The sequence below is a fragment of the Chryseobacterium sp. JUb7 genome (assembly GCF_024806495.1).
GTDB lineage: Bacteria > Bacteroidota > Bacteroidia > Flavobacteriales > Weeksellaceae > Chryseobacterium.
The window spans coordinates 134,587-147,971 of sequence record NZ_JANUFF010000002.1 but is presented as its reverse complement, the minus strand read 5'-3'; the positions used below and the strand labels follow the sequence as shown (position 1 = coordinate 147,971).

The following is a 13,385-nucleotide window of genomic DNA, read 5'->3' as shown; positions in this document are numbered from 1 at the left end:
AGCCGTAGCTTATAGCATTTATCATTTATTAATATTAATTACCCGTTACTACTTTTGCAAAACGAATTACCTTATCACCTAAAGTATATCCGGTTTCAATTACATCTACAATTTTGCCCTTCAGATCATCTGATGGTGCAGGAATTTGAGTGATCGCTTCATGGAAATCTACGTTAAAGCTGTCTCCGGCTTTTACTTCCATTGTTTGCAACCCTTTTTCAGTCAGTTTGTTTTTGAATTTATTATAAATTAATTCAACACCCTGAAGATCTGCAGAATTTCCGTTTTTAGCAATTTCTTTAATCGCTCTTTCAAAATCATCCAATACTCCAAGCATAGAGATCATCATATCCTGATTGGCATACTGAAAGAATTCCATTTTCTCTTTTGAAGTTCTTTTTTTATAGTTTTCAAACTCAGCGTATAATCTGATGTAACGGTCTTTCTCTTCTGCCAAAAGTTCCTCCGCAGAAGGTTTTGCTGTCACATTTTCTTCAGCTACCGCTTCGTTATGAATATTTGTATCTTCTTGATTATTGATGCTTTCTTCGTTAATATCCTGATTTTCCATAATTCAATATTTATTTTCATTATTGTTTGACAAAGATTCTGCCAAAGAAAAAATAATGACATTTAGGCAGAATTTCGTTCTTGGTTTATCATTGCTGTTTTTTTGACTTATAATAAACCATGAAGAATTCCCTTCCATCGGAGGGCGGAAAACATTCTGAAAATTTTTGAAGAAGTGGTTTAAATACACGAATAACCAACGGTATTTTTCAATGTATAAAATTCACCATTGACTATTCTCCAAAAAATGTCTGATACAGTAAGTAAAGATTTAAAATGATAATAATGACAGAAATAATCCACACAGAGATTTTTAAAATAGGCTTATTTACGAATTCTCCCATTTTAGCTTTATCATTTGTGAACATAACAAGTGGAACTACGGCAAAGCTCAGCTGCATTGACAAAATTACCTGACTTAAAACCAATAATTCAGTTGTACCTTCTTCACCATACAGAATGGCCACAATTAACGCAGGAATTACAGCAATCAATCTTGTAATAAGACGTCTCAGCCATGGTTTTAACCTGATATTTAAAAAACCTTCCATCACAATCTGGCCGGCTAAAGTTCCTGTTAATGTCGAATTTTGGCCGGATGCCAGTAAAGCAATCGCAAATGCAATACTCGCCATAGAAGCGCCCAGAATAGGCGTTAACATTTTATAGGCATCATGAATATCCGCCACGTGTTTATTTCCTGTGACGTGAAAAGTTGCTGCTGCAAGGATTAAAATAGCTCCGTTAATAAAAAAGGCAAGCATTAATGAAACTGTACTGTCTAAAGTCGCAAATTTTATAGCTTCTTTTTTCCCTTCTTTATCACGGGTATAGTCTCTTGTTTGTACGATACTGCTGTGTAGATAAAGGTTGTGGGGCATTACGGTTGCTCCCAGAATTCCGATCGCAATATAAAGCATTGCCGGATTTTGAATGATTTCTGCTTTTGGAACCAACCCGCCCAGAATTTCGTTAAAGGCTGGTTGAGAAATCACGATTTCGTAAATAAAACAGGCAAGAATAATAAAAATTAATCCGCCCACAATACTTTCTATCCATCTGAAACCTTTGGATTGCAGCAAAAGAATAATAAGCACATCTACGGTGGTAATCACAATTCCCCAGGTGAGTGGAATATGGAAAAGCAGGTTCAGAGCAATTGCAGATCCGATAACTTCTGCGAGATCACAGGCAGCGATGGCTATTTCACAGAAAACCCAGAGCATAAAATTGGTTTTAGGACCAAAATGATCTCTGCAGGCCTGAGCCAAATCTCTTTCTGCCACCACGCCCAGTTTTACCGACAAATGCTGTAAAACCATCGCAAAAATATTGGAAATTAAAATAACCGAAAGCAGGGTATACCCGAATTGTGCTCCTCCCGCAATATCTGTAGCCCAGTTTCCCGGATCCATATAGCCGACAGCTACCATCAGTCCCGGGCCGGCAAAAGCAAGATATTTTCGCCAAAAACTTGCGTTTTTAGGAACTTTTACCGATGAATAGACTTCTGATAAGGAATGAGATGTTTTATCTTTACGCCAGGCGTTTTTTAAATTCAAATTCATAAATGTTAGAAATGACTAACAAATGTAATTAAATAAATGAAAACCACAAAACACTCAAAAAGAAAAATCCCGAAAAATAACTTTCCGGGACTTAATTTTATGGGTTGTCAGTAATTTATTTTGCAAATCTTACCGACATCTTTCTGTCTGTAGCTCTTTCTGCATCAGAAGCTTTTGCATCTACTTTAGCAAATTGGCTTCCGTATCCTTCAGCATCTAAAACCTGAGCTCCCACTCCCTGCTTACCTAGCCAGTCTTTGATGAAAGCTGCTCTTTCTTTAGATATTTTTAGGTTTACAGCTTCATTTCCTGTCTTATCAGTATAACCGCCGATTTTAATTTTTGCTTCAGGATAAGCCTTTAAAATAGCAACCAAATTTTGCAACTGACCTTCAGATCCGGCTTCAAGTTGATTTCCACTTCCTGTTTTGAAATTTACGTGATCGAAATCATACCATTTATCCTTTAAAGCAGCGTCATTTGCAGCATTTTTATAACCATCGGATTTCAGGAAGGCAATCATTTGATCTTCAAGTCCGCCTTTGTAACCTTTCAGTGCTGTACCGTTCAGATCAATATTTTCATCTACTTTAGAGGTTGGTGCCGCTGCTGTACTTGTATCGGAAGTGACAGTGGTGTCAGAAGAGGTTCCTGTAGAGTCTGTAGCTACAGTAGTTGTAGTGGTGGTTTCTTTCTTTTCACACTGTTTCCATAGAAAATAGCCTGCAGCGATTAAAAGTAAAAGCGGAAGCAACCATTTCCAGATCGAGCCCCCGCTGTCATTATTTCGTTCAGGAAAAGTTCCGTTAGAGGTTGTACTTCTTGTTACTTCTACTTTCGGCTCTTCATGAGGAGTTGTTTTTATCGCATCATTATCATTGTCAAATTTGTAACCTTTGGCCCAGTCTCCGATATTTAAGGAGGCTAAAGAGAGTCCGGCTGGTAATAGTGTGGAAACAATCCCTTTTTGGTCACTCAATAAGCTTGAAATTCCGGATTTGTCCAAATTATTGTCTGCAGCATATTTTCCGATAGAGCCTACCGTAGCTCCTGTTACCAGATTTAATAAAGAGCTTGATGAATTATTACTGATTCCTGCAAAAGATGCAATAGAATTTACCAATCCGCTAAGTTTGTCACCAAAAATAGAGGATAACAAAGTTGAAATAATGGAATTATCAGAAGATCCTCCTAATAAATTTCCTAAAATTCCACTGGATGAAGCATTGGTGATGGCATCAAGTACTCCGGGGTTATTGGAATTGTTGGCTAATCCTCCGACAACAGCAGGCAACAGACCACTGATTGCTTTGGAAATACCTGATTCACTTTCTCCAAACTGAGAGGCAGCCTGAGATACTAAAGCGGGACCTAATTGTCCTTTAATTAAATCAATGACGTTTAAAGACATAATAAATTATTTTGAGATTAATGTTGTATAAATTTAATCAAAAATTCTTCCAAATATTTAATATCAAAAAAAAATCTTTAAAAATTACATGAATTTTTAAAGATTTGTTAATTTTATTAAGTTGAATTTTAGTATGCTTTAGCGAATAAAACTCGTCTTTTTGAAGGTTTTCCTGAAATTAAAGAAACGCCTTCTTCAATATCGTCATCTAAAGGAATACATCTGATCGTTGCCTTGGTTTCATCCTTTATCTGCTCTTCTTCTTCTGCTGTTCCGTCCCAATGAGCATAGATAAATCCACCTTTCTCTTCTAAAACGTTTTTGAACTCTTCGTAAGTGTCAACTCTTGTGATGTTGTCTTCTCTGAAGTTTGCTGCTTTCGTATAAAGATCGTTTTGAATAGTCTTTAATAATTCTTCGATATAAGAATCTAATCCGTCGATTGAACGCACTTCTTTCGTTAAATTATCTCTTCTTGCAATTTCTACAGATTTGTTTTCTAAATCTCTTGGTCCCATTGCAATTCTTACAGGAACACCTTTTAATTCGTATTCCGCGAATTTCCAGCCTGGTTTGTTCTGTGTATCATTATCGAATTTCACAGAAATTCCTTTTGCTCTCAGCTTAGCCTGAATATCCAATGCTACTTCACTGATCTGGTTTAATTGCTCTTCACCTTTGAAGATAGGAACAATTACCACCTGAATCGGAGCCAAAGTTGGAGGCAATACCAATCCGAAATCATCCGAGTGTGTCATGATCAAAGCTCCCATCAAACGAGTTGATGTTCCCCAAGATGTTGCCCAAGCGTGCTCTATTTTTCCTTCTTTATTGGTGAATTTTACGTCAAATGCTTTTGCGAAATTCTGACCTAAGAAGTGAGAAGTTCCTGCCTGAAGAGCCTTTCCATCCTGCATTAATGCTTCAATACAATAGGTTTCATCAGCTCCTGCAAATCTTTCAGAAGGTGTTTTTAACCCTTGAATTACCGGCATTGCCATAAAGTTTTCTGCAAAATCTGCGTATACTTTATTCATTTTTTCTGCTTCTTCTACAGCTTCATCTTTAGTTGCATGAGCGGTGTGCCCTTCCTGCCATAAAAACTCTGCTGTTCTGAGGAATAAACGGGTTCTCATTTCCCAACGGACAACATTTGCCCACTGGTTGATCAATATCGGTAAATCTCTGTAAGACTGAATCCAGTTTTTATAGGTATTCCAGATAATTGCTTCTGAAGTAGGACGTACAATCAGTTCTTCTTCAAGTTTCGCATCCGGATCTACAATAAGTTTTGATGGGTTGTTCGGATCTGTTTTTAATCTGTAGTGAGTAACTACTGCGCATTCTTTAGCAAAACCTTCTGCATTTTTTTCTTCAGCCTCAAACAAGCTCTTGGGTACAAAAAGCGGGAAATAAGCATTAACGTGACCTGTTTCTTTGAATTTTTTATCCATTTCGTCACGCATTTTCTCCCAGATTGCATAGCCATATGGTTTGATAACCATGCATCCTCTTACTCCTGAGTTTTCAGCTAAGTCAGCCTTAACAACCAACTCATTATACCATTTGCTGTAATCTTCGCTTCTTGAGGTTAATTTTGCCATTATTTTTTTTAATTTTTTTAACTTTTTCCTATTATTGTTATCTAAAAATAAAAATCTATTTTTGATAGATTTTTTGTACCGGTGTTTGGTACATTTTTGGTACAGATTGCAAATATAATTTAAATTAAAAATCTTTACGTTATCATGAAAAGAAATATACATAAAAATTTACTCGGTATGTTAAAGTCTAAAGGGATTTTAGCAATATCAAGTGGATTACTGCTTATGTCTTGTGGTGCTCAGATGGGTGGGTATAGCGAGACCGATGGGGTTTACTATGATCCCAACAAGGATACACTACCGGAAGGCGTGATTATTAATGATGGCGGAAACAGAGTAGGTCAATACTACGATTATTATCAGGACTCAAACGTTATTCAGAATGCTGAAGCAAACTCAAGAGAAAACAGATATGATTCTTGGAATGATTATAATACCAATGGAACAGCTACGGATTCTGACTGGGGAAATTTTGCAGGATCTCAGACAAACTACTACGATAATTCTTGGGGATGGGGATCTCCTTGGGGTTGGGGTGGTGGCTACTATAGTCCGTACTGGGGAATGAACAGAGGCTGGGGCTGGGGTCTTGGCATGTCTTGGGGCTGGGGTAATTCCTGGGGCTGGGGCGGAGGCTGGAATATGGGCTGGGGATACTCACCTTATTGGGGAGGAATGTATGATCCTTTCTGGGGAGGTTATGGATATGGTGGCTGGTATGGCGGCGGATACTGGGGAGGTGGATACTGGGGTAATGGCTATTACAACAGACCAATGTACAGAAGAAGCGGCTCCGATGGCAGAGGATTTAACAGCTATAGTAATGTAGCAGGTTTCAGAAATAATAGCAACAATACGATCATCAGAAATAGTGGCGGCTTTAGAAACAGTAATACTTCAGGAGCTTCAGGATTCAGAGGATCTAACAATACCGGAGGTTTCAGACAGGGAAATTCAAACGGAGGATTCAGACAGCAAGGTAATATGAACGGAGGTTACAGAAACCAAGGTTTCAGAAATCAGAACCCTCAGACCAGACCTAACTACAATTATCAACAGCAATCACAACCGCGATACAGAAACGAGGGCTTCAGATCAAATGACAGCAACAGTGGTTTCAGATCAAATGGCGGCTTCAACAACTCTGGAGGCGGTGGCTTTAGAAGCGGCGGTTCATCTGGTGGAGGCGGTGGCTTCAGATCCGGCGGTGGAGGCGGCGGAGGCGGCTTCAGAAGATAATTATCAAATTTAATAACTATTCAAAAAAATAATGTTAAAAAAATCTTTAGTATTAATGAGTATTTCTGCCGCATTTTTTGCGCAGGCTCAGGATGTTTCTGTGATAAGAAATTCTATCGATGTTTATTCCAGCTCTCCAAATATTGGGTCTGCTAAATTCAATGCGATGGGAGGCTCTAACGGAGCTTTAGGAGGTGATGCAAATTCTTTGCTGACAAACCCCGCAGGTTTAGGGGTTGCTATTTCAGGAGAGATCTCGGGAACATTATCCATTTTGAGCAATAAGAATACCTCTTCTTTGGCTGGTTCTTCTTTTGGATATAAAACCAATAAAGGAGATCTTGGAAATGTAGGTGCTGTAATGACTTTCCAGTTGATGACGGAAAGTGCATGGAAGTTTATCAATGTCGGAGTTAACTATTCAAATCAGTCTATTGAAAATTATATAGAAACTCCGGGAAACAGTAATTTGATCTACGATTTCAACAATGGAAACAGTTCATCATTAGGAAGACATGCCTACGACCGATACGGATATATGTCAAAAACAAGTGTTGGGGTAGGAGCTAACTATAATCATAATTTATATATTGGAGCCGGATTGAATTTCTTTAATTCATCTATTGATCAGTCTGATACTGCAGCTTTTACTTCTCTTCAGACGGGAGCTTCAGAATATTTCAGTAAACAGAATACTCCTTTTTATGAAAGAGGAAATGGTTTTTCAGCTTCCTTAGGGGTGATTGGAAAGCTAAGTCCTAACTTCAGAGTGGGTGCTGCTTTGGAAACGCCTACTTTCTGGAATATCGACAGAAGTTATAATTTTTATAATGATGCGATTTATGGAGACGACTATGCTATTGAAAACAGAAAATTCACATCTCCGCTTAAGGCGACTGTGAGTGCTGCGTTCATTGCAAGTAAAAGTTTTTCTTTAAATGTTGACTACAGTCTTGGATTGACAACTCCTAAATATAAAGTATACGGTGTTGCTGAAACAGAACTGAATGATTTCTTTAAAGAAAATTATAAAAATGTATCTGAATTAAGATTGGGAGCTGAATACAGATTAAAACAGTTCAGATTGAGAGGAGGTTATGCTTTCACATCGAATCCTCTTGATGCATTGACGATCAGTAGTTTCAATAATGATGGTTCTGCGTCAGACAGATCATATAGCAATCTTATGCTGAATAACAGAAATGCTCTGTCTTTCGGTCTTGGATATGATTTCAAATCATTCTATATCGATGCGGCTTATCAGAATATCAGTTCTAAATATACCAATCCTTTCTTAAGAGGAGTTGTGAACGATAATGTTGAAGCAGGCTATTATTCTCCAAATAATCTTATATCGAGTGATTCTTACGCGGTATCGGATGTGAAAAATAACAGAAATAATTTCTTTCTTACATTTGGCTGGAAGTTCTAAATTTCGGATAATGTAATAAGTCATAAATAAAAAGCTCTGTATCAGATTGATGCAGAGCTTTTTTGTTTTTATTAATCCGGATTTTGAATCAGGTTGGGTTGAATTTGTATTTGCTGTTCAGGAATATATTCTATCGTTCTGTTGTGGTTATATGGGACAGTATAGAACGGGTTAGTTCCGTTTAAGTGTGTGCCAGGATAGTTTCTGTCGAGATCTAATTTGTTTCTAAAGACATCATACTTTCTATGGGCTTCAAAAGCAAGTTCAAGTCTTCTTTCCTGAAGTACGACATTCAAAGCGGTTTGACCCGTTGGTACAGAATTATATATCGGTATACCGGCTCTTGTTCTGATAACATTTACGTCTGCAAGTGCTGACATTGTATTTCCTTTTTTAGCATAAGCTTCAGCCCTGTTAAGATATATTTCTGCTAATCTTATAACAACGGGAGACCATAATTGAGGAACGCCCTCCTGCATTGAACATTTTAAAACATAAAATTTAGGATAGCCATTTCTTTTTTCCATGTCATTATCAAGATATACATAGGTTTTAGTACCGCCGGAATTGATAAAATAATAGCTGGTTTTATTAGGTGTTACTTCTGTCATCACCTGATAGTTCACATTATTCCATGTGAAAAAAGTATTTCCATTTTGCTGAAATGTAGGCTGATACTTATAGTTATAAGTGATGTTTCCGGATGCGTTGTTTTCTTTCTGAGCCCAATAAGCAACGGGGATCAATGGTGTTTTGTATTTGGGTGATATAAACTTTAATCTGGCGTCTTCCGGATGTTCATTAATAAGATCCAGATAAGTAGATGAGGGATACATCTCACCCCAACCCACACTCTGGATATTTACATACATAGATCCTATCGTGTTCCAGCCATCGCTATAGTCACCGTCTTTATTGTATTTAAATGCAAAAATAGTTTCCGTATTATTTTCAGGGGCTTTAGTTGCGTAAGAAGGCAATTCTGTTCTGGGCAGCATCATGTATTTTCCGGAACTGATAACCTTATCGGCATATTCAATTGCTTTGTCATTGTTCTCCATATACAGATATACTCTTGAGAGCAGGGCCTGTGCAGATTCTTTAGAAGCATATATATTTTTCTTATCGAGGGTCATTAATTGTTCTGCTTTTTTCAGATCACTGACTACCTGGTCATATATTGCCCCAACAGTAGCCCTTGGGGGAAGATCGTTTACATCATCAGTGGTTTTCAATGGTATTCCAAGATTACTGGTCCCTTGATTATAAGGTCTTCCAAATACATTTACTAATGAGAAATATACATAAGCTCTTAAAAAATAGTTTTCACCTATCAGTTGGTCAGTTGCAGCATCTTTTCCTTCAGGAACTTTAGATATAACCCTGTTGCAGCCTACTATGGCTTTGTAGCCTGAACTCCAGATGATATTGGTACGGCTGTTGTTTTTGATTCCTCTGTAATTATAATAGTAGAAAAATTGATCGGATGTTGTTCCGCTGATGTCTATATTATCTCCTGCGTATTCGCCTACCCGGTATAGGTTGTTGAAAAAGCCACCGCCCTCTGCATCACCTTTTAATAAAGCATAATTTCCGAGGGTTATTGTCTGTAATCCTGTTGCGTCACCCAGTATGACTTCAGACTCCTTAGAATCATAGGGGGATCGATCTATATTGCATGAAGCTAATGATAATAATAGTAATGGGATAAATAATTTTTTCATAATTGTTTAAATTTTAAAATGAGAAATTAAAACCTAAAGAAAATCTTCTAGGGATAGGATAAATAGCTCCTGCAAGCCCTGAATGGGAGGTTTGTCTATCTGCTGCTCCAATTTCCGGGTCTACACCTGAGAATCTGGTAATTGTAAATAAATTTTCTGCCATGATGTAAATACCTGCAGATTTGATGTGAATTTTTTCAGTTAAAGATGTTGGGAAATTATATCCCAGTCTTACGGATCTTAATTTGACATAGCTGGCATCTTCCAGATAACGTGATGATGGTCTGTTGCTTAAGCTGTTACTGTCATAATTGGCCACAGGATGTGTAGCGATGTCTCCTGGTTTTTCCCACCTGTTCCAGCCGTTTTTTAGAACCATTTGGTTGTAATAGGGGTAAGCACCGTCAGAATCAAAGAATTCTCTGTAAAAATTATAGATTTGTCCTCCTTGTGAAAAATAAACATTAGCATTAAGATAGAAGTTTTTAATGGTCAGATTGGTTGTTACGGATCCGTAATAATCCGGTGTAGTTGTCCCCACGACCTGTACTGTGGCCTGGTTGTAACTTGTTGTTAAACCTCTGCTTCCATCGGGATTGATGACCTCCCACTGGGCTGAACCTGTATTAGAGTCTACTCCCATCCATTTTCTCATATAGAAAGAATTTACATCGTAGTCCGGTATTGCTACATGATAATTATCAAGCACTTGTATGCTGTTGTTTCTCGTTGATATTACATTGTTTTTATAAGTACTGATGTTGAATCCTAAATCCCAGGTGACATTATTATTTCTGATAATGGAGTAGTTGAAATTAAATTCCCAACCCTTATTTTTTACATCTCCTACATTTAAATATTGTTTGTCGACACCCGTTAATGCCGGAAGGGTTACCAGCATCAGTAAGTTTTTCGTTTTATTATTAAAGTAATCGATATTTAAGCTTAATCGGTTGTCAAAAGCTTTAATATCTGTACCAATATTGTTTTGATAGATTGATTCCCAGGTTAAATTAGGATTTCCCAGCTGGCTCCATGTTGCCCCAATTTGCCCATCATACTTTTGAACCAATGCATATAAATCCTGCCATCCGTAATTAGGGCTTGGTGTATTTCCTACAAGACCTCTGCTTGCTCTTAGCTTCCATTCGTTGATGGCTTTTATACTAAAGAATTTTTCTTTATGAACATTCCACCCCAAGCTGTAAGAGTAAAATAAACCATTCCTTTGGCTTGCACCGAATGCTGAGGAAGATTCACTTCTTAAAGATCCTTGAATAAAATATTTTTTATCATAAACATATTCTGCATTAAACAAAAGGGCATTGTATGCTCTGTCGAATTTTGTACCTCGTGGTATTGCTCCGGAGGCGGCACCGGTGTCAAAAAGTTCAGTCCCGGGCACAATACCGTATACGCCTGCATTGGATGATTTATAAAATCTGTCACTGTATTCATATGCTGCTAGTGCGTTTACATTATGAACTCCAAAATCTTTATCAAATCTCAACATCTGGTTAAAAAACTTACTGATGTCTCGTAAGTTAGATTCTCTTAAACCTCCTTTGTTACTATTCCCGGATATGGATCTTGGGTCTGTATAATAAAAATCATCATAGTTTTTATATGTAACATTATTGGTTGTAATAAACTTCAGGTAATCTGTGATTTTGATTTCGGCATCAAGATTTCCGATAAGGTCTAATTGATTGCTTTTTCCGTAATTCCACTGTAAATCATATAAATAGTTGGTGTAATCCCTTCCATACCAGGCTCCTGTGAATTTGTCATCAAGTCTTTTTAAGTTTCCATCGGCATCTCTTGGGTTGTCCCAGGGATTATTGAGATACATTTCAAAAAGAGAACCTTGCGTATCTTTTTTTGCTGTATATGATAAGCTGACCTTGGGTTTTATGATCAGCCATGGTTTTATTGTTTGTTCGTGATTGATTCTAAAAGATAATCTGTTGAAGTCGGTACCTTGAATAGTTCCGGTTTCATTATAATAGTTTCCTGAAACATAGGTTTTGGAAGTAGGTGAGCCGCCCCTGAAATCGACGGTATAGTTTTGTACCATTCCTGTTTGTGTACCATTTTTCAGCCAGTCGTAGCCGGGTGCTCTCAATTCTTTTGGAATAGCAGGAGCATTTTTTAATGAAGTGAAATAATCATATAGTTGCACACCGTCCATTAATTTAAAACGGCCGTTGTTGAAGGTGTTGAATGAGTTATTCATGGAGACATTCAGGCTGCCTTTTCCTGAGGTTCCTGTTTTTGTAAATACCTGAACAATCCCATTGGCCCCGCGGGAGCCATATAGTGCAGTTGAGGTTGCATCTTTTAGGATGTTGATACTTTCAATTTGATTGGGATCCAGATTGGGAACGTCTGGCATCATTACGCCATCCACAACCCAAAGAGCTTGGCTGGGACCATTGATTGTAGCAGTCCCTCGAATTCTTACAGTAGCGGCTGATCCGGGACCTCCTCCTCCTTGCATAATTTGAGCTCCTGCAGCTTTACCCTGTAATAAACTGGAAACATCTGAAGTGCTGGCATCCTTTAATTTCTTATCAGAAATGATTGAAACAGCTGCGGTAAGACTGGATTTTTTCTGAACCTTATATCCTACAATAACAACGTCTTCAATTGCGGTTTCTTTCAAAGAATCTTTTTCCTTGATCGTCTGGGCCGATATGAGCCCGGACATTAAAAAAAAGCATACGCCTGCCTTTTTTAAAGTGTTAGTTTGTTTTTTCATACATAAGCGAGTTCTATTGCTGCTAATGTACAAAAAATGTCATTTGTTTTATTTTATTTATCTTAAATTATGTTAAAATATTAAATTAAATATATTTGTAAATGTAAAATATTATTAAAAATAAATTATAAATGGTAAAATTCAAACTTTTTGATAAATTAAATGGCTAAAATTTTCGTTATCTATTGTATTTATATTGAAGATATTTTTTAGAAGAAAAAAAATAACAGAATTTTCGAAAAATATTAATGATGATTGACATATTCTACTTATATTAAATAATCAGATTTAATATAAGTAGAATATTATCAATGTAAATTTGAACTTTTTGAGGAGTGAAAAAACTGCTTAATGTTGATGTCCAACATGCGAATGGTCATGAAAAAGGTGCATAAGAAGCGCTAATGAAACGCCTAAAATTACCAATCCTATTTTCACCCAGTCAATATTATGGTTTTTATTGCTCTCAAAAATAATTACGGAAGAGATGTGTAAGAAAATTCCGCCCACGATCGCCAGGAAATAAGGCTGCAGATCCGGATTGAAATAATTTCCTAACAGCATACCCATGGGTGATGCCAAAGCGAATAAGGCAACAATCAATAATGAAGGATATGAATTTCCTTTTGATCCTTCTTTTCTGTTGAATAAAAAGGCTCCCAAAATGAATGAAATCGGGAGATTGTGAAATACGATCCCTAAAAGATAAGGCGAAAGTGCATGTTCTTCATTGGCTAAAGGGATTCCTTCAATAAAAGCATGAACAAATAAACCTACCATTAATGCCACGGGGAGAATATTGTGCTCGCTGTGATGATGGAAATGGCCGTGCTCAAATCCTTTGGTTAATGCTTCCAGAATCATTTGCAGTAAAACTCCGGCGATAACAAAAATTCCAAGGCTGCTACCGGATTCGGCAGTATAAACCTGTGGGAAAACTTCATTTAAGCAGATCGTAATTAAAAATCCGGCACTTAAAATCAGTAAATTTTTAGCCAGCTTTTCTTTTTTTCCAAAATGTTTTCCTAGAAATACACCGGCAACAACACTTAAAATCAGTAAAAGTACAGTGATCA

General features: G+C 37.2%; 9 protein-coding genes. 2 read left to right on the top strand and 7 right to left on the bottom strand.

The genetic code is table 11. The annotated features are described in order from the left end of the window. Nucleotides 1-34 precede the first annotated feature (34 nt). The 4 genes from M2373_RS04205 to proS all read right to left on the bottom strand — a co-directional run bounded on the left by M2373_RS04205 (nt 35) and on the right by proS (nt 5,153). Nucleotides 35-574 carry a nucleotide exchange factor GrpE gene (locus tag M2373_RS04205; protein ID WP_409013190.1) on the bottom strand — a complete coding sequence of 180 codons (540 nt, stop codon included), beginning with the start codon at nt 572-574 and terminating at the stop codon, nt 35-37. 229 nt (nt 575-803) lie between these two features. Further along, nucleotides 804-2,138, bottom strand: coding sequence for an Nramp family divalent metal transporter (locus tag M2373_RS04200; protein WP_259107871.1), 1,335 nt, complete (start codon nt 2,136-2,138; stop codon nt 804-806). A gap of 115 nt (nt 2,139-2,253) precedes the next feature. Further along, complete coding sequence (locus M2373_RS04195) at nt 2,254-3,549, bottom strand: OmpA family protein (protein ID WP_259107870.1); 1,296 nt, start codon at nt 3,547-3,549, stop codon at nt 2,254-2,256. A 128-nt stretch (nt 3,550-3,677) separates the two neighbouring features. Next, nucleotides 3,678-5,153 carry a proline--tRNA ligase gene (proS, locus tag M2373_RS04190; protein ID WP_259107869.1) on the bottom strand — a complete coding sequence of 492 codons (1,476 nt, stop codon included), beginning with the start codon at nt 5,151-5,153 and terminating at the stop codon, nt 3,678-3,680. A gap of 177 nt (nt 5,154-5,330) precedes the next feature. Here proS and M2373_RS04185 point away from each other — a divergent pair, with 177 nt between their 5' ends. After that, entirely contained in the window at nt 5,331-6,392 is a 1,062-nt protein-coding gene (locus tag M2373_RS04185) for a prolyl-tRNA synthetase (protein WP_259107867.1), read from the top strand. A gap of 31 nt (nt 6,393-6,423) precedes the next feature. Continuing rightward, nucleotides 6,424-7,824 carry an OmpP1/FadL family transporter gene (locus M2373_RS04180; protein WP_259107866.1) on the top strand — a complete coding sequence of 467 codons (1,401 nt, stop codon included), beginning with the start codon at nt 6,424-6,426 and terminating at the stop codon, nt 7,822-7,824. Between the two features lie 71 nt (nt 7,825-7,895). On the opposite strand, the gene M2373_RS04175 is transcribed toward M2373_RS04180, so the two are convergent. The 3 genes from M2373_RS04175 to M2373_RS04165 all read right to left on the bottom strand — a co-directional run bounded on the left by M2373_RS04175 (nt 7,896) and on the right by M2373_RS04165 (nt 13,383). After that, complete coding sequence (locus M2373_RS04175) at nt 7,896-9,548, bottom strand: RagB/SusD family nutrient uptake outer membrane protein (protein ID WP_259107865.1); 1,653 nt, start codon at nt 9,546-9,548, stop codon at nt 7,896-7,898. Between the two features lie 13 nt (nt 9,549-9,561). Further along, the gene (locus M2373_RS04170) at nt 9,562-12,309 is read right to left on the bottom strand and encodes a SusC/RagA family TonB-linked outer membrane protein (RefSeq protein WP_259107864.1); all 2,748 of its coding nucleotides are present in this window, start codon (nt 12,307-12,309) and stop codon (nt 9,562-9,564) included. Between the two features lie 348 nt (nt 12,310-12,657). Further along, nucleotides 12,658-13,383: a ZIP family metal transporter gene (locus M2373_RS04165; RefSeq protein WP_259108886.1), complete on the bottom strand. Its 726-nt coding sequence runs from the start codon at nt 13,381-13,383 to the stop codon at nt 12,658-12,660. Nucleotides 13,384-13,385: the final 2 nt, after the last annotated feature.